Source organism: Flavobacterium sp., from assembly GCF_044348915.1.
Lineage (GTDB): Bacteria > Bacteroidota > Bacteroidia > Flavobacteriales > Flavobacteriaceae > Flavobacterium.
In genome coordinates, this window is record NZ_JBIKRX010000032.1 from 1 (window position 1) to 23,835 (window position 23,835).

At 34.6% G+C, this 23,835-nt stretch carries 22 protein-coding genes; 10 read left to right on the forward strand and 12 right to left on the reverse strand.

Translation table 11 applies throughout. The features are described from left to right. The first annotated feature begins 162 nt into the window (after positions 1–162). The 3 genes from ACIQ1E_RS07355 to nadD all read left to right on the forward strand — a co-directional run bounded on the left by ACIQ1E_RS07355 (position 163) and on the right by nadD (position 1,998). On the forward strand, positions 163–678 hold the full coding sequence (locus ACIQ1E_RS07355) for a hypothetical protein (RefSeq protein WP_396170088.1): 516 nt from the start codon (positions 163–165) through the stop codon (positions 676–678). Positions 679–750: 72 nt separating this feature from the next. Then, positions 751–1,329, forward strand: coding sequence for a guanylate kinase (gmk, locus tag ACIQ1E_RS07360; RefSeq protein ID WP_396170090.1), 579 nt, complete (start codon positions 751–753; stop codon positions 1,327–1,329). Positions 1,330–1,407: 78 nt separating this feature from the next. Next, positions 1,408–1,998, forward strand: a complete 591-nt coding sequence (gene nadD, locus ACIQ1E_RS07365) for a nicotinate (nicotinamide) nucleotide adenylyltransferase (RefSeq protein WP_396170092.1) — start codon at positions 1,408–1,410, stop codon at positions 1,996–1,998. 218 nt (positions 1,999–2,216) lie between these two features. On the opposite strand, the gene ACIQ1E_RS07370 is transcribed toward nadD, so the two are convergent. The 4 genes from ACIQ1E_RS07370 to purN all read right to left on the reverse strand — a co-directional run bounded on the left by ACIQ1E_RS07370 (position 2,217) and on the right by purN (position 6,311). After that, positions 2,217–4,115: an amidophosphoribosyltransferase gene (locus ACIQ1E_RS07370; RefSeq protein WP_396170094.1), complete on the reverse strand. Its 1,899-nt coding sequence runs from the start codon at positions 4,113–4,115 to the stop codon at positions 2,217–2,219. Positions 4,116–4,253: 138 nt separating this feature from the next. Beyond that, positions 4,254–5,177, reverse strand: a complete 924-nt coding sequence (locus ACIQ1E_RS07375) for a PfkB family carbohydrate kinase (RefSeq protein ID WP_396170096.1) — start codon at positions 5,175–5,177, stop codon at positions 4,254–4,256. Positions 5,178–5,252: 75 nt separating this feature from the next. Beyond that, positions 5,253–5,732 (reverse strand): ribonuclease HI, encoded by a 480-nt coding sequence (rnhA, locus tag ACIQ1E_RS07380; protein WP_396170098.1) that lies wholly within the window; start codon positions 5,730–5,732, stop codon positions 5,253–5,255. 9 nt (positions 5,733–5,741) lie between these two features. Then, positions 5,742–6,311 (reverse strand): phosphoribosylglycinamide formyltransferase, encoded by a 570-nt coding sequence (gene purN / locus ACIQ1E_RS07385; protein ID WP_396170100.1) that lies wholly within the window; start codon positions 6,309–6,311, stop codon positions 5,742–5,744. 175 nt (positions 6,312–6,486) lie between these two features. Between purN and ACIQ1E_RS07390 the strand changes: the two genes are divergently transcribed. The 6 genes from ACIQ1E_RS07390 to ACIQ1E_RS07415 all read left to right on the forward strand — a co-directional run bounded on the left by ACIQ1E_RS07390 (position 6,487) and on the right by ACIQ1E_RS07415 (position 11,882). After that, a complete protein-coding gene (locus tag ACIQ1E_RS07390) occupies positions 6,487–6,723 on the forward strand; it encodes an acyl carrier protein (protein WP_007137004.1) in 237 nt (78 codons plus the stop codon). 238 nt (positions 6,724–6,961) lie between these two features. After that, entirely contained in the window at positions 6,962–8,215 is a 1,254-nt protein-coding gene (gene fabF / locus ACIQ1E_RS07395) for a beta-ketoacyl-ACP synthase II (RefSeq protein WP_396170102.1), read from the forward strand. Positions 8,216–8,223: 8 nt separating this feature from the next. Next, entirely contained in the window at positions 8,224–8,964 is a 741-nt protein-coding gene (rnc, locus tag ACIQ1E_RS07400; protein WP_396170104.1) for a ribonuclease III, read from the forward strand. Between the two features lie 112 nt (positions 8,965–9,076). Next, positions 9,077–9,562: an IPExxxVDY family protein gene (locus ACIQ1E_RS07405; RefSeq protein WP_396170105.1), complete on the forward strand. Its 486-nt coding sequence runs from the start codon at positions 9,077–9,079 to the stop codon at positions 9,560–9,562. Between the two features lie 5 nt (positions 9,563–9,567). Beyond that, positions 9,568–10,998: a pyruvate kinase gene (pyk, locus tag ACIQ1E_RS07410; RefSeq protein WP_396170107.1), complete on the forward strand. Its 1,431-nt coding sequence runs from the start codon at positions 9,568–9,570 to the stop codon at positions 10,996–10,998. Positions 10,999–11,111: 113 nt separating this feature from the next. Beyond that, entirely contained in the window at positions 11,112–11,882 is a 771-nt protein-coding gene (locus tag ACIQ1E_RS07415) for a Bax inhibitor-1/YccA family protein (protein ID WP_396170109.1), read from the forward strand. Between the two features lie 51 nt (positions 11,883–11,933). On the opposite strand, the gene dinB is transcribed toward ACIQ1E_RS07415, so the two are convergent. Then, positions 11,934–13,016 (reverse strand): DNA polymerase IV, encoded by a 1,083-nt coding sequence (gene dinB, locus ACIQ1E_RS07420; protein WP_396170111.1) that lies wholly within the window; start codon positions 13,014–13,016, stop codon positions 11,934–11,936. Between the two features lie 143 nt (positions 13,017–13,159). Here dinB and ACIQ1E_RS07425 point away from each other — a divergent pair, with 143 nt between their 5' ends. Beyond that, positions 13,160–13,630, forward strand: a complete 471-nt coding sequence (locus ACIQ1E_RS07425; protein ID WP_396170113.1) for a CYTH domain-containing protein — start codon at positions 13,160–13,162, stop codon at positions 13,628–13,630. On the opposite strand, the gene ACIQ1E_RS07430 is transcribed toward ACIQ1E_RS07425, so the two are convergent. The 7 genes from ACIQ1E_RS07430 to ACIQ1E_RS07460 all read right to left on the reverse strand — a co-directional run bounded on the left by ACIQ1E_RS07430 (position 13,631) and on the right by ACIQ1E_RS07460 (position 23,503). Continuing rightward, complete coding sequence (locus ACIQ1E_RS07430) at positions 13,631–14,224, reverse strand: septal ring lytic transglycosylase RlpA family protein (RefSeq protein WP_396170115.1); 594 nt, start codon at positions 14,222–14,224, stop codon at positions 13,631–13,633. 79 nt (positions 14,225–14,303) lie between these two features. After that, a complete protein-coding gene (locus ACIQ1E_RS07435; RefSeq protein ID WP_396170117.1) occupies positions 14,304–14,723 on the reverse strand; it encodes a hypothetical protein in 420 nt (139 codons plus the stop codon). A gap of 190 nt (positions 14,724–14,913) precedes the next feature. Further along, on the reverse strand, positions 14,914–15,951 hold the full coding sequence (locus ACIQ1E_RS07440; RefSeq protein ID WP_396170119.1) for a fasciclin domain-containing protein: 1,038 nt from the start codon (positions 15,949–15,951) through the stop codon (positions 14,914–14,916). A 47-nt stretch (positions 15,952–15,998) separates the two neighbouring features. After that, entirely contained in the window at positions 15,999–19,340 is a 3,342-nt protein-coding gene (locus tag ACIQ1E_RS07445; RefSeq protein WP_396170122.1) for a carboxypeptidase regulatory-like domain-containing protein, read from the reverse strand. Between the two features lie 328 nt (positions 19,341–19,668). Further along, the gene (gene pgi / locus ACIQ1E_RS07450; protein ID WP_396170124.1) at positions 19,669–21,312 is read right to left on the reverse strand and encodes a glucose-6-phosphate isomerase; all 1,644 of its coding nucleotides are present in this window, start codon (positions 21,310–21,312) and stop codon (positions 19,669–19,671) included. Positions 21,313–21,417: 105 nt separating this feature from the next. Continuing rightward, the gene (locus ACIQ1E_RS07455) at positions 21,418–22,632 is read right to left on the reverse strand and encodes a peptidoglycan DD-metalloendopeptidase family protein (protein ID WP_396170126.1); all 1,215 of its coding nucleotides are present in this window, start codon (positions 22,630–22,632) and stop codon (positions 21,418–21,420) included. A gap of 88 nt (positions 22,633–22,720) precedes the next feature. Continuing rightward, the gene (locus tag ACIQ1E_RS07460; protein WP_396170128.1) at positions 22,721–23,503 is read right to left on the reverse strand and encodes a DUF3108 domain-containing protein; all 783 of its coding nucleotides are present in this window, start codon (positions 23,501–23,503) and stop codon (positions 22,721–22,723) included. Positions 23,504–23,835: the final 332 nt, after the last annotated feature.

Genomic DNA, 23,835 nt, shown 5'->3' on the forward strand with positions numbered 1-23,835 from the left:
TAGATACAATAGAAGGTCAAATATGGGGACAATCTTCGATGTGTTAATGAAAAAGATGGTGAAATTTGAATAAATATCAATAAAATCAATAGATAACAAGGGTGCTCTAAGCGCCTATACCTAAAAGGAAAATATAAAGTAGAATTAAATTCATATAATAATATGGATAGTACTTATGTCGAAATAAAATTTTCAGAAAAGAAAAACGACAATTGGTTTCAAAAACAAAAAATAGAACTCCCTAAAGATGGAGTTGTATCTTGTGATCCAAAAATTATTGATTTCACTAATGATAAATTAAATGATTTTACATTTAAATCATCTGTTGCTGCTCGTGGAGCAAATGAAATAAGAACATTGTTAATTTTTGAAAAAATAACTGGAAAATTAAAATTAATTACAAATTCGGATAATTATCCTAATTTACAATATAACGAAGTTTTAAATTGTATTGATTCTTGGATGGTTTACGGAGGATCTTCAACTGTATTTTTAACAATTGACCAAGATAGTTTGAAAGAATTTGCAGGAGTTGCACTTTTTGAGAATTACAGAGAAATTTATCTAGTTGACAAAAAAGGAAAGCACAAGACTTTAAAAAAAGAAAAAATTAAAGATTTAGAAGTTTACACTAGATTTAAAAACTTTAATCCATTAATAGAAAACGCAATTAATTAGTTATAATTCGTGAATTCGTAGCTAAAAATAAAAAGAGGATGAGATTGCTTCGTTCCTCGCAATGACTTTAAAATGAAAAAAGGAAAATTAATAGTGTTTTCGGCACCATCGGGCTCGGGGAAAACCACCATCGTTAGGCATTTATTAGGAAAAGAAGACTTGAATTTGGAGTTTTCGATTTCGGCAGCAACGCGTGAAGCTCGTGGCGAAGAAGTAAACGGAAAAGATTATTACTTTATGTCGCTAAAAGATTTCAAAACCCACATCAAAAACGAAGATTTTGTAGAATGGGAAGAAGTCTATAGAGACAATTTCTACGGTACGCTGAAAAGTGAAGTAGAACGCATTTGGGCTCAAGGAAAAAATGTGATTTTCGACATTGACGTTGCTGGAGGTTTACGAATCAAACATAAATTTCCTGAAGAAACTTTAGCCGTTTTTGTAAAACCACCCAGTGTGGACGAACTAAAACGAAGACTCAAAGAACGCTCGACCGAAAGCGATGAAAAAATCAATATGCGTATTGCCAAAGCCCACGTAGAATTGGCAACAGCACCGCAATTTGATAAAATCATCAAGAATTATGATTTGGATACCGCCAAAGAAGATGCTTATCAACTGGTAAAGGATTTTGTAAATAATTCAATCTAAAAAAGCAAAAAAATCTAAAGAAGCAAAAGAATATTATTTAGATTTTTTTAATTTTTTAGGTCTTTTAGATTTAAAAATATGAAAATAGGTCTCTATTTCGGAACATTCAACCCCATTCATATTGGGCACTTGATTATTGCCAATCACATGGCAGAATATTCTGATTTAGACCAAATTTGGATGGTGGTAACACCTCACAATCCATTTAAAAACAAACAAACTTTACTAGACGATTATCAAAGACTGCAATTGGTTTTCTTGGCAACGGAAGATTATCCAAAAATCAAGCCTTCAGACATTGAGTTCAAGTTACCGCAACCCAATTATACTGTGAATACCTTGGCTCATTTGCAGGAAAAACATCCGCAACATATTTTTTCATTGATTATGGGCGAGGACAATTTAAAGTCGTTGCACAAATGGAAAAATCACGAAATAATTTTGCAAAACCACGAAATTTACGTGTATCCGCGCATTTCATCGAAAACAGATGCAATCCAAAATTTAGCCTTGCAAAAGCATCCCAAGATTCATAGTATTGATGCTCCAATTGTAGAAATTTCATCGACCTTTATTCGGGAAAACATCAAAAACAAGAAGAATGTTCAGCCACTTTTACCTGAAAAAGTTTGGGAATATATTGACCACAATAATTTATACAAAAAGTAAATCCGAATTTTGAAATTTGTTGCAAATAAAGACGTTAAGTTTCTTGACTTTATTCCAATAAAAAAGGTGAAATTTCTTTCACCCTTTTTGCCCCAAATCTACCATAAACTTAACCTACTAATATTATGGTGAGACAAATATATATTCAAATACTGTTTCATACAAGTTTTTTAGATGAAATACTAAAATACTCGATGAAATACTAAAATAGTAACTTATTAATAAGCTCTTGCATTTTTTCCTTCATAAAAATTCATAAACGCCTTATTTACAACACGATTCCCTCCAGGGGTTGGGTAATCGCCTGTAAAGTACCAATCTCCTAAATTCTTTGGACAAGCGATATGTAAATTCTCAACCGTTTGGAAAATAATTTTTACCTCGGCATTGATTTCTGGTGAACTTAAAAGTTCTGCAATTTTATCTGAAATTTCTTGTGGTTGGAATGGCGCATAGATTTCGGTGACAAAATTTACAACATCGTTGTCATGTAAATCTTCTTGTTTTTTACATTTGACATAAACTTCATCGACAATATGGTATAGATTTCTGTCTTTTAGAAGTTCTAATGCTGCTCTAAAAGCAACCAATCCTTCTAATTTTGCCATGTCAATTCCGTAACAATCCGGATAACGAATTTGTGGTGCCGATGAAACTACAACAATACTTTTAGGTTTCAAACGATCCATCATTTTGATGATACTCATCTTAAGCGTGGTGCCTCTTACGATACTATCATCAATAATTACTAAATTATCAGTTGGTTTTATTACACCATAAGTTACATCATAAACGTGAGCCACTAAATCATCTCGACTGCTGTCTTCGGTGATAAAAGTTCTCAGTTTGGCATCTTTGATGGCCACTTTTTCGGTTCTGATTTTTACCGAAAGGATTTCTTCCAGTTTTTCTCTCGTTAATTTTTTTCTGTTTTCGAGAATATAATTGTTTTTTCGTTGATTCAGAAAATCTTGCGCTGCTTCGACCATTCCATAGAAAGAAGTCTCCGCTGTATTGGGAATATAAGAGAAAACGGTGTTGTCGGTATCGTTAGCAATCGCTTCAAGAACTGCAGGAAGGATTAGCTTCCCTAAGTTTTTTCGTTCTTGATATATTTCGGCATCGCTACCTCTAGAAAAATAAATTCTTTCGAAAGAACAGGCTTTTTTAACTGTCGGTGTGAGAATTTCTTCCTCGGTTACTTTTCCGTTTTTCTTGATGATTAACGCATTTCCAGGTTGTAATTCCTGTACTTTTTCGAAAGGCACATTGAAAACGGTTTGAATAACTGGTCTTTCAGATGCAACCACTACAATTTCGTCATCTTCATAAAAATAAGCCGGGCGAATTCCTGCAGGATCTCTAAATACAAAAGCGTCTCCGTGCCCCAAAAGTCCTGCCATCGCATAACCACCATCTAAATTTTTAGAAGCTCTTTTCAAAATTCGAGCAATATCTAATTTTTCAGCAATTACAGGTGAAGCTTCTCTTTTGTTCAGTCCATTATTTTTGCATTCTTGGTACAAATCGGTAACTGCGTTATCTAAAAAGTGCCCTATTTTTTCCATTACTGTAACAGTGTCCGCCATTTCTTTTGGATGCTGACCTAGTTCAATAAGACTTTGAAAAAGCTCGGTCACATTGGTCATATTGAAATTCCCCGCCAAAATCAGATTTCGGTGCATCCAATTGTTCTGACGTAAAAAAGGATGAACGCTTTCGATGCTGTTTTTACCGAAAGTTCCATAACGAACGTGTCCCAAAAATAATTCACCTACATAAGGAATTTTCCTCTTTTGCAAGGCTACATTGTCAGCATATTCAGGATTGGCAGCCAACTCATCATTGATTCGTTCGTTTATTTGCGAAAAAACATCTTGAATCGGTTGAGCTGCATTCGATCTCACTCTACTTATATATCGTTCACCTGGTTCAACATCAAGTTTGATACTAGCAAAACCAGCTCCATCTTGACCGCGATTATGCTGCTTTTCCATCAAGAGGTACATTTTCTTTATCCCGTAGAAAGCAGTACCGTATTTCTCTTTGTAGAATTCTAACGGTTTTTTTAATCTTAAAAGGGCAATGCCACATTCGTGTTTAATTGCGTCGCTCATTATCGTTGTAATTTGTAGTTAGTTGTATTGTTTGAAAATTAACAGTCCTATTAAACCATTAAAATATAAAAAAACAGAAGGCAAACTTATGCTCTAGAATTAAACAAAAAATGCCTCGAATATCCGAGGCAAACTCTGTTATATTTCTATATCAAATTGAGTTAAGGACTTAAACTCCTGTAATCTCGAAATCATTTCATCCTTCTGTAAATTAATCATTCGTTCGGTTCCGAATTTTTCTACGCAAAATGAAGCTAAATTTGAACCATAAATGATGGCGCTTTTCATATTTTCGAATGATACATTTTCACTTTGAGTAATAAATCCTGAAAATCCTCCTGCAAAAGTGTCTCCCGCTCCTGTTGGATCAAAAACTTCTTCTAAAGGTAGCGCTGGGGCAAAGAAAATTTTGTGGTCGTGAAACAACAATGCTCCGTGTTCTCCTTTTTTAATTACCACATATTCTGGCCCCATAGTATGGATTTTGGCTGCGGCTTTTACCAATGAATATTCACCTGATAATTGTCTTGCTTCCTCATCGTTGATTGTAATTACATCAACGCGTTTTATCACATCTAATAATTCTGGCAAAGCACAATCCATCCAAAAATTCATTGTGTCAAGCACTACCAATTTTGGTTTCACATCCATTTGATCTAAAACACTGCTTTGCACTAACGGATGCAAGTTTCCTAACATCACTACATCGGCAGTTTTGAAATCCTGAGGAACTTTAGGTTGAAAATCAGCCAATACATTCAATTCAGTTGCAAGTGTGTCTCTTGAATTCAAATCGTTGTGGTACAACCCACTCCAAAAGAAAGTTTTTCCACCTTTGACTACTTCCAGTCCAGAAATATCTATATTTCTAGATTTCAATAAATCTAAATATTCTTGTGGAAAATCATCTCCAACAACGGAAACGATGGCAGATTTCAAATTAAAATTGGAAGCTGAAAGTCCAATATAAGTACCCGCACCACCTAATATTTTATCGGTTTTGCCAAAAGGAGTTTCAATGGCGTCGAAAGCAACAGTTCCAACAATCAGTAATTTATTCATTTTTTGAAATTCGAATTAAGCGGCAAAGATAGTTTATAAGTTTTATAGTTGCAAAGTTTGCTTGTCTCAAAGTTTTCACAAAAGTTTCTCTTCTTCTTTCTCATAAAAGACATCCACAGAAAGGCTTTTTTGACTAGAAGCAAAAACTGCCAATTCATCGCAACGCTCGTTTTGAGGATGATTGTTGTGCCCTTTTATCCATTTGAAATCGACTTGATGTTTCCGGTATACTAGTAAAAATCGTTTCCATAAATCAGGGTTTTTCTTGCCTGCAAAACCTTTTTTCTCCCAGCCAAAAACCCATTTTTTCAAAACAGAATCCACCACATATTTTGAATCCGAAACTATTAAGACTTTCATACTGGGGTTTTTCAGTTTTTCGAGACCCACAATTACGGCCAATAATTCCATTCGATTATTGGTCGTGTGACGAAAACCCTCATAGAACTCTTTTTTGTGTGGTGTCCCAACGAGTTCCATCACAACGCCGTAACCGCCGCGACCAGGATTTCCTTTTGCAGCGCCATCAGTGTAAATATGTACTTCGTGATTCAAAGTTAGAGATTAGAAGTTAGAGGTCAGAAGGTCATCAATAACAGCTGGAAAAAACTGTTGTTCTAATTCGTGTATTTTCTCAGCAACAACTTCTGGTGTATCTGACACCAAAAGGGTCACTTTTTTTTGAAAAATAATATTTCCTTCATCATAATTTTCGTTTACAAAATGAATGGTAATACCAGTTTCCTTTTCTCTATTTTCGACAACAGCGTTGTGTACATTCATTCCATACATTCCTTTTCCACCATATTTTGGCAAGAGGGCAGGATGAATATTTATAATTCGATCAGGGTAAGACTCGATGATATTTTCGGGCATTTTTAGTAAAAATCCAGCAAGAACTATCAAATCTGGAGCATAATCAAATAATTTTTGTAAGATTTTACCTTGATTAAATTCTTCTTTCGAGAAAATTTCTACGGGAATTTTAAAATTACCGGATCTTTCAATAACTTTTGCTTTTGGATTATTGGTAAAGACGGCTACGACGGTTGCAATGTCTTTATATTCAAAATATTTTATAATGTTTTCGGCGTTAGTCCCCGAACCAGAAGCGAAAATTACTATTTTCTTCATGACAAAATTGATTTCATTTATGCAAAAAAAAGAATAAAAAGTGATAATAAATAACTTTACGGGCTGTTTGTGAAATTTATTTTATAAATTAGCAGTCACATTTATTAACTAAATAGTTGTTTTAAAATAAAGTTTTTTATTTTTGCCAACAAATTAAATTTTAAAATTAAAGATTATGTCAGACATTGCATCAAGAGTAAAAGCGATTATCGTAGACAAATTAGGTGTTGACGAAAACGAAGTTGTAACAGAAGCAAGCTTCACTAATGATTTAGGAGCTGATTCATTGGACACAGTAGAACTTATCATGGAATTCGAAAAAGAATTTGATATCCAAATTCCAGACGATCAAGCTGAAAACATTGCTACCGTAGGTCAAGCGATTTCTTATATCGAAGAAGCTAAGAAATAATAAAAATCACCCGATTTCTATAAATTCCAATTTTTAAAAAACAAATTCCAAAACTGGGGTTTATTTACAAATTGAAATAGTATAAATCGGGTGTTATTATTTTAAAAACTAAATTTCGATTGAATTTCAATCAAAAAAATATTTAATATTTATTTACCCATGGCTTTTTTGTAATACTAATGCAAAAAAAGGATGCATGGGTTTTATTTGTTGAAAATATATATAAAAAACCGTAGTTATGGTATTAAAGAGAGTTGTAGTAACAGGCTTAGGAGCGCTTACTCCTATTGGGAATAATATTCAAGAGTATTGGAACGGTCTTATAAACGGCGTTAGTGGTGCAGCAACAATAACTCATTATGATGCTTCTAAACACAAAACACAATTTGCTTGCGAAGTAAAAAACTTCACGGTAGAAGACTTCATTGATCGTAAAGAAGCTCGAAAAATGGATCGATATGCACAATATGCCATCGTAACAGCAGATGAAGCTGTAAATGATGCTGGTTTCAACTTAGATAAATTAGACAAAGACAGAGTTGGAGTGATTTGGGGTTCAGGTATTGGTGGACTAGAAACTTTTCAAAATGAAGTGCTTGAATATTCTAAAGGAGACGGAACTCCAAAATTCAATCCTTTCTTTATACCAAAAATGATTGCTGATATCGCTGGAGGTCATATTTCTATAAAATACGGATTCAGAGGTCCGAATTTCACAACCGTTTCGGCTTGTGCTTCTTCTACAAATGCAATAATCGATGCTTTCAACTACATTAGATTAGGTCATGCAGATGTAATTGTAACTGGTGGTTCTGAAGCTGCTGTTACTATTGCAGGAATGGGCGGTTTTAATGCAATGCACGCGCTTTCTACAAGAAATGATGATCCTAAAACCGCTTCAAGACCTATGGACAAAGATCGTGATGGTTTTGTTTTAGGCGAAGGTGCAGGAGCTTTGATTCTTGAGGAGTACGAACATGCGGTAGCACGTGGCGCAAAAATTTATTGCGAAATAGGTGGAGGCGGAATGTCTGCCGATGCTCACCATATTACAGCACCACATCCTGAAGGATTCGGAGCAAAAAATGTAATGTTAAATTGTTTAAGAGATGCTGGATTAAACCCAACTGATGTTGATGGTGTAAATATGCACGGTACATCTACTCCTCTTGGGGATATTGCAGAATCTAAGGCGATTTTACACGTTTTCGGAGACCATGCTTATACAATGAATTTGAATTCTACAAAATCTATGACAGGCCATTTACTTGGAGCTGCAGGTGCGATAGAAACAATTTCATCAATACTTTCTATCAAACATGGTATTGTTCCGCCAACAATAAATCATTTTACCGATGATGAAAACATTGATAATAAATTAAACTTCACCTTTAATGTAGCTCAAAAAAGAGATGTAAAAGTTTTGATGAGCAACACCTTTGGATTTGGAGGTCATAATGCTTGTGTGTTAGTTAAAAAATTAGATATCTAAGTATTAGAATGAGACTAATAAAAAAAATATTTTCAAAATCCCGTTCTCTTGAAGACGGGATTTTTTTTGATTCTATTAGTGAAATTTTAGGTTTTGTTCCCATTGACCTAAACCATTTTAAGAAAGCCTTTACGCATCGTTCTTCTAATAAATTAGACGAAAAAGGTAATGCAATAAATTACGAACGGTTAGAATTTCTTGGTGACGCAATGTTAAGTTCTGTTATTGCAGCGCATTTATTCAATAAAGTTCCAGATGGAGACGAAGGCTATTTGACAAAAATGCGCTCCAAAATCGTGAGCAGAGAACATCTGAACGAATTGGGAAAAGATTTAAATCTTGTTCGCTTTATCGAAAGCAAAGTTCCAGTGCAACATTTTGGCGAAAACATTCACGGTAATATATTTGAATCTTTGGTTGGCGCCATTTATCTCGACCGCGGCTATGATTATTGCGAGAAGTTTATTCAAAAACGAGTAATAATCCCCTACGTAGATATCGCTAGACTTGAGGGAAAAGTGATTAGTTACAAAAGTCTTGTAATCGAATGGTGTCAAAAAGAAAAAAAACAGTTTTATTACGATATTTTTGATGACAACGGAATAGATGGCCAACGCTTTTTTGGGGTCAAACTTAGCATCGACGACAAAGTTATTGCAAAAGCAAGAGCGACTTCAAAGAAGAAAGCAGAAGAAAAAGCATCGCAGCGCGCCTATTTTGCATTTCAAAAAAAAATGGATATAAAATAGGGAAATTTCTTAAATCTATATCGTTTTCGCAGATAAAACAGTTAAAACTGACTAAATTTAAATTCTATTCTACGATAGAAATGCTATCTTTACAACTTATTTTTTTTATAAAATGGCGCTTCATAAATTAGATTTTGAAGATTTTGATGAAATTGAATATCATCTAATTGCTATTCATACTTCATTAGAAGATTATAGATTAGCCTATTTTATAAATCAAAAACTGCCTATTAATTTGGGCAAAAGCAAGGACGGAATTCACATTAGTATAAAAGAAGGAGAAACAAATTTCTCAAGATTTTCATATTATGATAAAGAAAACGAAGTTACTTGGAATTTGATTCAAAATAAAAATGAAGTAATTCAACAAAAAAATGAAAACAGTCAAGATCTATTTTCAAACGTAAATATGGAAGTGTCTACAAAAGTGTACTTGCTTCCAGAATTTAAAAAAGTGGATTATTTTTTAAAAATAGAGAATACAGAAGAAATGATTACTGAAAGAATTCAACTTCTATTAAATACAATTGAAAACATATCGACAGCCTACGCTTTAGACATAAATAAAATAAAATCGAAAAATAATTTAATTTTTTAATATCAATGCCAACGAATAAAAAAACAAAAATTGTAGCCACTCTTGGACCTGCTTGTAGTACCAGAGAGATCATAAAAGACATGATTGATGCAGGTGTGAACGTGTTTAGAATCAATTTTTCTCACGCGGATTATAATGATGTAAAAGAGAGAGTACAAATAGTTAGAGATCTTAATGAAGAATTTGGATATACTACAGCCCTTTTAGCCGACTTACAAGGTCCAAAACTTCGAGTAGGAGTAATGGAAGATGGTGTGGTAGTAAATGATGGTGATCTTATTACTTTTACTACTGCCGAAGACATCATTGGAACAGCGGACAGGGTTTTTATGAAATACCAAAATTTCCCAAACGATGTAAATCCTGGAGAACGTATTTTGCTCGACGATGGTAAACTTATTTTTGAAATCGTATCGACAGACAAAAAGACCGAAGTGGTTGCAAAAGTTATTCAAGGTGGAGAATTGAAGTCTAAAAAAGGAGTAAATCTTCCTAATACTAAAATATCACTTCCAGCACTTACTGAGAAAGATATCGCAGATGCTATTTTTGCTATCGGACAAAAAGTAGATTGGATCGCCCTTTCATTTGTAAAAACACCTCGTGACCTACAAGATTTGCAAGAATTGATTGCGGAACATTCTGATGAAAAAATTCCAATTGTTGCCAAAATAGAAATGCCTGAAGCATTAAGAAATATTGACAAAATCGTTGCTTATTGTGACGCTTTGATGGTGGCTCGTGGTGATCTAGGGGTAGAAATTCCAGCACAAGAAGTACCGTTAATACAAAAAGAACTAATTCTTAGAGCAAAAACGGCTCGTATTCCAGTTATTGTCGCTACTCAAATGATGGAAACAATGATTACTAGTTTGACACCAACGCGTGCCGAAGTGAATGATGTTGCCAATTCCGTTATGGATGGTGCAGATGCAGTAATGCTTTCTGGTGAAACAGCTGCAGGACTCTATCCGGTTCAGGTTATCGAAAAAATGACTCAAATCTTAGAAGCGGTCGAAGATTCTCCATTAATCAAAGTGCCTCAAAACACACCACAAGTAAGAACAAACCGTTTTATTACAAAAACAATTTGTCATCACGCCGCGCTAACAGCAAATATAATCGAAGCGAAAGCCATTTGTACATTGACCAATAGTGGATATACAGCTTTTCAAATTTCAGCTTGGAGACCATCGGCACATATTCTTGTGTTTACATCAAACAGAAGAATCCTTACTCAACTCAGTTTATTGTGGGGAGTAAAATCGTATTTTTATGATAAAATGAAAAGTACAGATGATACCATTGCTGACGTAAATGAAATCGCAAGAGAAAAAGGATTTGTGGTTAAGGGAGATTTTCTTATCAACTTGGCGGCAATGCCTCTAAAAGATAAAGGAATGGTAAATACATTGAGAGTTTCAGAAATTTCATAGTACACAAATTTACAACATACTAATCCGCCTTTTTAGTAATAAACTAAGGCGGATATTTTTTGGATTGAATTTAATAATTAGGCTATCTTTGATAAAACTTAAAATAAAATAGCATGGCATTCGAATCGAAAAACCCATTTTTTAACAATAAATCATTTTCAGCAACTTCTGCTCCAAAAAATGATCAAGTGCATCAGGCAACTCTTATTGATTACAACCAAGAAATGACTTTGGCTGGAACCATCAATAAAACTTTACTCTTGTTTTTATTATTGACCGCTTCTGCTATTGTAGTATGGTGGATGGCGTTCAACGGACTGAACCCAATGCTTCCGACTATTGGAGGAGCAATCGTGGGATTAATTTTAGTACTAATCGCTTCCTTTAAACCTCAATATTCACCTGTTTTGGCCCCGGGCTATGCCTTATTCGAAGGTTTATTTATCGGAGGTGTTTCGGCTATTTTTGAAGCCCGATATCCAGGAATTGTAATTCAAGCTGTCGGAGCAACTTTCGTGACCTTTGCAGTATGTTTAGGATTGTATAAATTCAAAATTGTAAAAGTAACTGAGCAATTCAAATCGGTTGTAGTGGCAGCAACACTTGCCATTGCGACTTACTACCTCATTTCTTGGCTCTTTTCGATGTTCACCAGTTTTGTGCCTGTACATTACGGAAATTCTATGATGAGTATTGGAATTAGTGTTTTTGTAATAGTTATTGCTGCTCTAAATTTATTCCTTGATTTTGATCGAATGGAAAAAGGAGTGGAACAAAAAATGCCAAAATTTATGGAGTGGTTCGCCGCTATGGGCTTGATCATCACTTTGGTTTGGTTGTATATCGAATTTTTAAGATTGCTATCGAAACTGAATCGAAAATAAAAACTGTTTTTTTCAGAATATAGAACCACGCCTGAAAGCGTGGTTTTTTTATTAAAAAGCAAATTTCAATTGGACAACAACGGTCTTTTTTTCTTCGGTGTTGAGGTTGCTCAAAGAAATTCCCAGTAATCGTACGGAATCTTTCATTCGCTCTTGAAACAATAGTTCTTTTACCGTTTCAAGAATTAGTCCTTTGTCTGAAATAAAATAAGGTAATGTTTTGCTACGAGTTTGTTGAGTAAAATCGCTGTATTTTATTTTTAAAGTAACCGTTTTGCCTGCAATGTGGTGTTTTTTGAGTCGTTTTTCTAATGAAGTAGCAATGTTTTCTAACTGTTCCATCATAAAAATTTCAGAAGAAAGATTGACTTCAAAAGTATGTTCGGCGGCAACCGATTTGGTGATCCTATCTGATTTTACTTCACTGTTGTGAATGCCTCGCACGACATTATAATAGAAAGTTCCTGATTTTCCGAAATGTTTTTCCAAGAATTCTACCGATTTACTTTTGAGTTCCAAACCGGTGAAAATGCCCAGTTGATACATTTTCTCCGTCGTGACTTTTCCAACTCCATAAAATTTCCTGATGGGCAACACCTCCAAAAAAGACAAAACCTCATCAGGATTGACGGTTTTTTGACCGTTGGGCTTATTGTAATCGCTAGCAATTTTTGCTACAAATTTATTAATGGAAATTCCCGCCGAAGCCGTTAGTCCTAATTCATTAAGAATTCGCAAACGAATTTCTTGTGCCAACAAAGTTGCACTTGGGTTTCCTTTTTTATTTACAGTAACATCCAAATAGGCTTCATCTAGAGACAAGGGTTCAACTAGATCAGTGTATTCGTGAAATATCTTCTGAATTTTGAGTGATATTTCTTTGTACCGATCGAATCTTGGACGAACAAAAATCAATTCGGGGCAGTTTTTTTTGGCCAAAACGCCACTGATGGCGCTTCGAACGCCAAATTTCCTCGCTTCGTAACTTGCGGCAGCGACAACCCCTCGGTTTTCAGATCCACCAACTGCTATTGGTTTTCCTCGCAAAATGGGATTGTCCAATTGCTCTACCGAAGCAAAAAAAGCATCCATATCGATGTGTATGATTTTTCTATTTGGAACTATTTGAGACATAAAGCAAATTTATGCAAATTATTACACAGAGATACACACATACGGTTTAGAGATACACTAAGAATTTGTAAATTTGAAAAAGAAAAATTAACTAAAAACAGGTTTAAGCACTAAAGGATTGCTTCGTGCCTCGCAATGACAAAATGATAGAAATAGAAAGAAAATTTCTGGTGACTTCGGAATTGTTTAAGAAAGAAGCCTTTGTTCAAAATCGAATTGCACAGGGTTATTTGAGTTCTGTTCCTGAAAGGATGGTTCGTGTTCGTATAAAAGGAGATAGGGGCTTCTTGACTATAAAAGGAGCTTCAAACGAGACGGGCATATCGAGATTTGAATGGGAAAAGGAAATTCCATTGCTGGAAGCTGAGGATTTATTGAAATTGTGCGAAGAAGGCGTAATTGATAAAACCCGTTTTGAAGTGAAAATGGGAAGGCACGTTTTTGAAATCGATGAGTTTTATGGCGAAAACGAAGGATTGATTATGGCTGAAATAGAATTGAATTCTGAAACCGAAGCCTTCGAAAAACCAAGCTGGTTAGGAAAAGAGGTGACTAATGATAATCGCTATTATAATTCGTATTTGAGCAAGAACCCTTTTAAAAAATGGCAATAACTATTTTTGGAGCACTTCCATAGTTACATTCATTTTTCCAGAGGATTTATTACTAGTAATTGCCATAAAAGCTTTTCGGGAAAGGTCTATTTCTCGAGACCTTACAAAAGGGCCTCTGTCGGTCACTTCAACAATTACCGCTTTCCCGTTGGCTTCGTTGGTCACTTTTATGATTGTCCCAAATGGCAATTTTTTATGCGCTGCAGAAAACTTGTTTTTGTCGTATTTTTTTCCACTTGCAGTTTTTTTATTATGGAACTTATCGTGATAATAAGAAGCGTGGGCATTTTTTTTATAAAGTTTGAACTTTCCTGTTCCTAAAAACAAACTATCTATACCAACTTCTTGTTGATCGAACATAGGGTTAATTTTTTTGACAGTGTCAGAAATGGTTCCCGTTTTTTCGATTTTTATTGGTGAAATCTTACTTTTGGTTATGCTATCTTTGCTTTTTGAGGCTTTGCTTTTGTCTTTATTTGAAGTTTGTCCACTCGCAATCCCAAGAAAAGCAAGGAAAACAAAAATTGTTAGAGTACGTTTCGTCAAAGTGATAAAACGTCTTTTTTGGTATTTTTGACTTTTCGAATTCATCATAAACTTTTAAGTTAAACTCCTTTAAACAAAAACCATACCTAGCTAAAAAAAGTCCTTCTAAAAGGACTTTTAAGTTGTATTAGAACCATAATCCCCATGGGATTCTACTCAGTATAAGCAGCAATCCAATACCATAATAAATAGCTACAGTTTTGAATTTAGATTCACTCGAAGATAATTTTTTATGTTTAACCCATCCGATAGTCATTAGAACTATGCCTAACACATTGATCAAGGGATGCTCCATTGAAGTAAGTCTTAATGCACTATCGCTCATAGAAAACCCGGATAACCCTAATGGAGAAACAAAATAAACTAGCAAACCAATTAATGCCTGTGTATGAACAGCTCCCAAAGCATAAAGCCCTATTTTTTTATCAGATTCTTTATATTCTTTTTTGGATATAAATCCGATAATTGCATTGACAACGGCAACTACGGCTAGTAAAAGAGTTAGATAAGCCCAGCCTGAGTGTGCTTTTTGAATGATTTCGTACATAAATAAATTTTTAGTTAAACAAATATAAATAAAAAAGTCATAAAAAACAGCACCTTGAGATGAAATGAACCAAAAAACTTAATCTATTAGCCACAAAAACATCATCATAATTAAAATTTATTAATTTAAATGCATAAAAAAACCCAAAAAGTGATTTTTCTGGGTTTTTGATACTAAATAGCTTTACTCATTAAAGCGAACGAAGTACTTTATCTACAATTTGTATCGATCCATTCGTTCCTTGAATATTTGTTACCGTAGCATTTCCATTAACTACAGGATTTGATTTATCAACAATTCTTAAAGAAGCTCTCGTTAGTACTAAAGTAAAAGCAGGAGTAGGCGGAGTAGTAACCGGAACAAACAAAGTTGTAACTGTTATATCAGCAGTAGCATTAAAAGCTGTTGCTGAAGCAGCTACTCTATTACTTCTTTCTAAATGATAGTTTAGAATATTTGTAATCTCTGCATTTGTTTTACCTACTAAATAACCTCCAGTCCCTAATGCTGTAGCAAAGGCAGTGTTAGTTGGGGCATAAACAGATATAGGTAAAAGATTAGTTGCGCTAGTCAAAGTGGCTAATACAGAAGCTTGTGTAGGACTTGTCACCACCCCAACTAACGAAGATAAGTTTGGATTAGCAACAACTTGTTGTACAATTGTAGGTAATGCTAATACTCCGTCAATCACATGTACTATACCGTTACTAGCATCAATATCGGCTGTAGTTACTTTTGCACCTCCATTAGCAACACCACCGTTAACCAAAACATCAGCAGCAGGCTTATTAATATACATACTTAAGTTTGGACCTGAAGTTGCAGTAGCAGTTGACCTGTAAAACGCAAAAGTTCTCCAATAACCTCCAGCTAATAAATCCGTAGATCTTGTACCAGTGCTTATAACGTGGTTTTGCACTACTAATCTTAAATTAGCAATTGCTGTTGCGTCTGTCATAGCTGTAATATCACCACTTTTAATCCCTGCTTTGTTAAAAGCATCATTTGTAGGCGCAAAAACAGTGTAAGAACCTGGACTGTTCAATGTTGTAGCTAAACCTGTTTTTGTTACTGCCTCTACTAAAATACTAAAGTTTGGATCTGATTTTGCAATATCAACAATAGAAGGAAGTCTAGCTACGTCTTCTGAAGTTTCAGAACAAGAAAAAGTCAAGAATGTTACCGATAGAATGGCAACGAAATATAGAATTTGATTTTTAATTTTCATAATATTTATTTTTAAGTTTAAATGTATTCGTCGTGTTTTTATTTATATTATTTTCCAAAAGTATATCTTAAAGTAAACTGAGCTTGCCAAACATCAAACACTGATGCATTATTTTGAAAAGTATCTCTAGTCAAGAATCTTTTCCCTTGATTGTCTGTTTGCAAAGACATAGTGTAACCAGGAATAAAATTATTAGCTTGACTTGGAGCTTGAGAAACAGCTAAAATATTTGGATTTGTAGCTCTTTGCGATATTCCCCAATCTCTATTAATAAAGTTTGTAAAATTTAAGATGTCGGCTCTAAATTGAAAGCTGTTTTTCTTACCCGCAATTTTTAAATAGAAATCCTGCGTAACAGAAAGGTCTAGTCTATGTAACATAGGCAATACATTTGAGTTTCTTTCTACATATTGACCTCTTCTTCCTCTCAAATAGGAATCTTGCTCTATATATTTATCAAATGCTTCTGCTTGTTGTTCTGCTGTGTACAAAACTACTGTAGATCCTCCTAAAGTTTGTGTAATAGGTACGAATCTTAAATCTGAAGCCTTATTTGGTACAAAAAGCAAATCATTACCGTTTATTCTATCTCCGTTTAAATCACCGTTGTAGGCATAACTGAAAGGATTAGCTTGCTCCCCGATGTACCCAAGGTTGATAGAAGTAGCCCCACCATATTGTTTTCCGTATTCAATTTTATAGCCTAATATACCAACTACCCTATTAGGAGTGTTGTTATTAGATATACTTAAAGCTAAATCATTATTGCCGTTAACAGACCGCGCTCCAGTCCAAGAACCAGCAGCAATTGAACCTGCAGACATCAAATCATAAGCTCCAGAATGAGTATAGGCAATAGAACCCCACAATCCTTTTTTATAAGGATATTCTAGTTTAACAGTAGTAGAATAAAAATACCCTTGATTAGAGTTTGAAAGCACTATTCCATTAGAAACGTTGTTATTTACACGAACTCCATTGTCATTACCCGCATATAATGGTCTATTATCTGGACCTGCAATTGTTCCCACTGGATCTGCAAAATTAGCATTGTAATAAAACACTTCGTTAATATTTTTACTATAAATTCCTTCAAGGGTTCCGATAAAACCAAATGGTAATTTTTGATCTACCGCTATAGTTGTTTTCCAAACTTGCGGAAATTTATAGTTACTATCGGTAAAAGCCAAGTCGAAAGTAGTAGGCAATGTTGGGGTTGCAGGGGTAAAATATTGTGCAGGATTAGCAGTAAATCCATACCCTCCAGAGGAAAGTGCTGAGCCACTGGCATCAACAAATCCAGTTAGTACTCCGTTGTTACCAATAGCGTTAGATAAGAAAACATAAGGTGGTCTTCCTGTGAAAATTCCTGTTCCCCCTCGTACTTGAGTTTTCGCATCTCCAGTAACATCTATATTGAAACCAATTCTAGGCTCAAATAAATATTGAGTGTCAGGTACATCACCTGTATTAAATTTTTCTCCATCTGCAAAAGTCATCGCCGTTACTGCTGGATTCTCAAGTGCAGTATCGGTGAAAGAAACTGCAGTTGCTCGTAAACCAACAACAACTTTCAAATTGTCCGTTACTTTATATTCGTCTTGAACATATAAGTCAATTTTATCTGATTCCATTACTTGCATAGGATCGACACCACCTTCTAATGCAGAATATCTAAACTGCGTTCTAAACGGTAAATTAGTTACCGAAGGAGCTCCATTTGCAGCCACAGATTCATTGGCAGCAAGGTAAAATTGGTCTAAAGAGTTAAAAATATAAACTCCGTTTGATCCTGGGAAAAATAAATTTTCCGATCTGAAACGTTCGTAATTAGCTCCAAATAACAAGGTGTGTTTTTCGTAAGTTTTAGTTACGTTATTGGTAAAATGAAGAGTAGAATAATTTAATTTATTGCCTTGTGTAAATGGATCTAGACCAACAGACATAAAAGTAGCATTCCCAGTAGTGAATCCACCACCGGTTATTGGAGCCCCATTAAGTATGTCAATAGTAGGGAATAATCCACCTCCTTGAAGTCCTCTATCCTCTATTTGCTGGTCGTATCCTGCGATAAAGTTGTTAGTCCAAGATTCTGATAATTTGGAATCCAATTGCAACACGAAAGATCTTGTATTATCTTCTAGTGTATATCCACTATTTTTAAAGGCCATTGATTCTACACGTTGCGTTCTATTACCATTACCTAATGAATTGGAATTAGAAACAGGAACATCGGATGATGAATCGTGATGAACGTAGCGAATATTAAGTTTATGATTGTCATTAATATTCCAGTCTATTCTACCAAGGAATTTTATAGATTCTCTTTTAGAATCAAAATTTTCCCAAGGTCCTGTAGTATAATTGAATTTATCCTGCATAAAAGCAGAAAGAGTTTGCATTTGCAAGTATGTCGGATTAGATACTTGGGCACTTGGATTTGGAGAACCAGAAGAAGTCCAAGTCGTAGCAGGGCTGGTATTTTCTATTGTTTCAAAATTTCCAAAAAAGAACAATTTGTTTTTAATGATTGGCAAACCAATTCGAGCTCCCCAAATTGTTTCATCGAATGGTGCTGGAACAATACGTACTTCGCCTGCCTTGGTCCCAACAAAATTTTCCTTATTACTTCTAGTTGAAGTGTAGACGGATCCTTCAACTTCATTTGTACCACTACGAGTAACCGCATTGATTCCTGAACCTGTAAATCCTGTTTGACGCACATCAAAAGGTGCAATATTCACTTGTAATTGCTCAATTGCGTCTAAAGAGATTGCCGTAGAACCTGTTCTACCTCCTGCTTGAGAATCATTTCCTAGACCAAACCCATTATTAAAAACAGAACCGTCAATAGTAAAGTTATTCAATCTAGAATCTTGACCTCCAAAACCACCGCCACTTCCAGCATTTGGATTGTATTTGGTAATAGAGTTAATAGAACGAGAGCCAATAGTTGGTATCGCATTAACTTCTCTATTTGAGAATTGTTGTGAAGCTCCTGTTTTTCCTTTAGAAAAAACTCCGTTCGTGTTTGTTCTAACAACAACTTCTTGCAGTTGATTTGTTTCGTCTGCTAGAACTGCATCAACTGTAACTACACTACCTAAGGGTGCTACAACTTCTGTAGTTTCACTTGTGATTGAACCAACAAAAGAAACCTTTACCGTATAAGGCCCCCCTGGTTTAATTGCTTGAACCGCATAACCTCCTGTAGCACTGGATATTGTATTATACTTTGTTCCAGTAGGTACGTGAATAACTTGAACCGAAGCCCCCGGAATTCGTTCCCCAGATGCAGACTTAACTGTTCCTGAAATCCCTGAAGTAGTTACCTGAGAGTAACCCATAAACGACAGGAATACAATAAAAATAAAGACAATTTTTTTCATATTAATTTGATTGTTTAGTTTGGCAAAATTCTAACATTTTATCGACTTAAATGTTAACAAAATGTTAATACGGCGTAATTCTGGTGATGCATTATTAACAAATATAACGGGATGCTGACAATATGTTAAATAAAAAAACTTATTTGTCTAATTTTTAGCAAGTTACATACTAGTCGTGTTGTCGTTGTTGTTAATAAATAATCAACGTTAAAACCAGAAAAAAAACAAATGAAAACTAGTTGTTTTACAACCACTTAACAAAAAAAAACTTGACTTTCAAAAAAGTCAAGGTTTTAGATTGTATTACTATCAAAAAAAAGCTAATTTTCTATTTATTCTTCAAAAAATGATGCAATAAAAATTCGGTTGAACTATCGTGTGATTTAACATTTTTAGAATTGATTTCATCCAAAATCGAATTGGCCAATTGTTTTCCGAGTTCCACTCCCCATTGATCATAACTGAAGATATTCCAGATTATTCCCTGAACAAAAATCTTGTGCTCATACATAGCAACCAAAGAACCTAATGTCTTAGGTGTTAATTTTTGAATTAAAATTGTATTGGTAGGTTTATTTCCATTGAATACTTTAAAAGGCAACAAGAATTTTGCCTTTTCTTCGGAAAGTCCTTGTTTGTCGAATTCTGCCTGTACTTTTTCAGCAGATTTTCCGTGCAATAAAGCTTCAGTTTGCGCGAAAAAATTGGACATCAATTTATCATGATGGTCATTGTTGCCATACAATGGTTTTACAAATCCAATAAAATCAGTAGGGATCAACTTGGTTCCTTGATGTATCAACTGAAAGAAAGCGTGTTGCGAGTTTGTTCCTGGTTCTCCCCAAATAATTGTTCCGGTTTGATAACTCACCGGTTTTCCGTCACGATCTACACTTTTGCCATTACTTTCCATAAAACCTTGTTGCAAATAGGGCGCTAATTTTTGTAAATACTGTGTGTATGGAATCAATGCTTCACTTTCTGCACCAAAAAAGTTATTGTACCAAATGCTTAGCAAAGCTAAAACTACAGGTATATTTTTATCGAAATCTTCCGTTTTGAAATGTTCGTCCATTTCGTTGGCTCCTGCCAATAAGCCGTTATAGTTATCAAAACCTACTGCCAAACTAATCGAAAGACCTACAGCACTCCAAAGCGAAAAACGTCCGCCAACCCAATTCCACATTGGGAAAACATTGTCAGGATTAATACCGAATTCCGTTACTCTTTGAATATTAGTAGACACAGCCACAAAATGTTTGGCCACATCTTCTTGAGAAGCCGATTTCAAAAACCACGATCTGATGGTTTCAGAATTGGTCAATGTCTCTTGAGTAGTAAAAGTTTTCGATACAATTACAAAAAGTGTCGTTTCTGGATTTAATTTTTTGATGACTTCGTTGACGTGATCCCCATCTACATTCGAAACGAAATGAACGTTCAAATGATTTTTATAATATTGCAACGCTTCAACAACCATAGCTGGACCAAGGTCTGATCCTCCAATTCCGATATTGACGATATCTGTAAATGGTTTTCCAGTAAATCCTTTTCGTTCTCCGTTTACAATTTCATTTGTAAAACTCTTGATTTTGCTTTTTACTGCTACAACCTCTGGAATTACATTTACACCATCCACTTTGATGTTGGCTGTGGATTTAGCACGCAAAGCCGTATGCAAAACAGCACGATTTTCGGTTTGATTGATAAGATCTCCTTCAAAATAACTCGAAATTGCATCTTTCAATTGGGCTTCATTTGCCAATTCAAGCAATAAATTTACGGTGTCTTGATTGATGATATTCTTCGAATAATCAAGCAAAAAATCATTCCATTGTATATTGAATTGTGAAGCTCTGGTATTGTCTGCGCTAAACATAGCCGACATAGAAGCATTTTGCATTTCTTGAAAATGATTCTGAAGTTTTTGCCAAGCTGCTGTTTTTGTTGGATTTGTGTTATGTAATGCCATAATTTTTTTTAATTTTTTGAAAGTGCAAATTTACAATTTTTGTTTGTAAAATAGGTGATACTCTCCTTCTCTTTGTATATAAACAGTAATTTTTTAATTTTCAATTTACAAATTGGCAACACTATCCAATTCCCATTTCAAAGGTTCTATTTGTTGTTTGAATCTTGGGAGGTTTTTCTTTTCCATAGGCTGAGAATTAGGCAATTTAAGCCTCAAAGCATCTACTTGTACACCATTTTTCCAAAAACGATAACAAACGTGCGGTCCTGTCGCAAGACCAGTACTTCCTACTTTTCCGATAATGGCTCCTTGTGCGACCCTTTGTCCTCTTCGAACTAAAATTCGAGACATATGCAGGTATTGTGTAGAATAGGTTTTGTCGTGTTTTACTTTTACAAAATTTCCGTTTCCGGCAGTGTAACCCGTTTGTTCTACAATTCCAGACGCTGTGGTCATAATTGGAGTGCCCGTTGGCGCAGCATAATCGGTGCCTTTATGCGCTTTCCAAATCATTTGTACGGGATGAAATCGGCTTCTAGAAAAACGAGAAGTGATATTCGCATATTTGAGCGGGGATTTTAGGAAAAAATTCTTCAGCGCCTTGCCTTCTTCATCGTAATAATCGATTTTTCCTCCTTGATTTTGAGCAAAAGGAAAGGCATAAATCATTTTTCCTTTGTATTCGAAAAAAGCCGCTCGCAAACTATCTACTCCATCATAAATGGTGTCATCAATATATCTTTCTGTAAAAATAACGCCAAATTGGTCGCCTTTTTTCAACTTGAAAAAATCGATGGACCACGCGTAAACTTTAATTAATTTACTAGCCAAAGCAGGACTTACTTTTTGCCGACGTAATTCTTCTGAGAAGGAACCTTTCAATTCTCCTGCTATAGTTCTTTTTTTATAACTTACAGGCCTTGTAACTTTTGAAACACTAACAGAATCTTTAAAATCTATGATGTAATAATTACCCCTATCAGGCTGATAAATGGCATATTGTAGCTTTTTATAACGGTCTTTCGAACGCAAAAAAGTATAAGGTTTTCCTATTCTTACTGTTCGAACATCAAAACTATCTTTTATTTTTCGGATGATGTCGTACACTTTCTGATCTCCTAGATTTTGAGATTCTAGAATACTTCCGAAAGTATCTCCTCTTTTGATAGTGTCGTGAAAGACATTGAAATTATTAAAATCGAAGCCAAATTGCTCCGCTTTATAAAATGAATCTGGTGCTGGAGCAATGTCATCAGTCTCGGCTTGTTTACAAGAAAAAATCGAAACCAAAAACAATATATATAGAACTACTTTTTTCAAATTAACTGTATTATTTATTTCGCAACAGATTCTTTTAGAATTAACTTATGTTCCGTAATTGGAATTTGACACGTATTTTATCCAAATATCAATTGCGTTTGTTTTTTTTGATTTTAAAAGGGTTTTTCAATCCCTTATAACTATCTAAATCAGCTTTTATAGAACCTACTAAAAGACTTGCTTTTATTCGAATTGGAATCCTATTGTCATCGTCTGAAATCCAAACCGTTAGACTCTCTTCTTCTTTAAAAACCCTTCCTGTTTGAACCGAAGGCTTGAAAATCATCGTCGAAACGACCCCAAATTTAGTTCTAATATCCTCACGCCCTATAAACTTTAACCTAAATTTTGTAGTTTTATCATCAAAAAACATATCGATTGCCACAAATTCGCCCGGTTTCATTTTTTCTATATTCGGGTAATTTCTCAGATAATAAAAGGAGGATAAAATGTCTTGGGTGTTTTTACCAACTGCAAAAGTTTTCTCGCTATTGTGTTTATAATCCTTTACTAGGATTTTGTTTTCTGCCTGATTGAAAAAACCTTCCTGATTTTTGGTGTAGCCACCTTCATAAATATTTCGTACAAATTGATATGGATTTCCTGTTTCCTTGTCAATGCAACTTTCATAAGTGTCATTCACTTTAAAAAACAGGCTCGAAACCCCAGTAGTATACCCTTTACCAACGACGTGATAAACACTTTTATTATTAACTGTAGCTTCTTTGATATTTAATGTGGCATAACCCGCATTGATTATCTCATAATGAACTCTAAACACAAACTGTTCTCCAACATCAAACGCAGATTGTTTTTGAGGGATAAATTCCAACGCAATAATACCAATAAGTAATAGAATAATTCCTTTCATATTCTTGCTAGTTAAAGATTTACTGCAAACGTAAATTTTGTTCCAAATGTATCAAAACAAAAAATCTCAGTCAAATTAATGACTGAGAATTAATGCTATTAACTAACCAAAAAACTATAAATTATGAAATTTATATGAAATCCGGAAGGAAACCACCCCTTCCTTTTTTGCAGGTGCAAAGGTACAACACTATTCCATAAAGTTTAAAGAAAAATCAAGTTTAACAGATTGAATGCAAAGACACAAGTCGAGAGTGGTTTATTTTTTCACATTGCGTAAAAAAAAGTGACTTTTTATGATTACCCCACAATCTTCATTTAAAAAAACAAGCG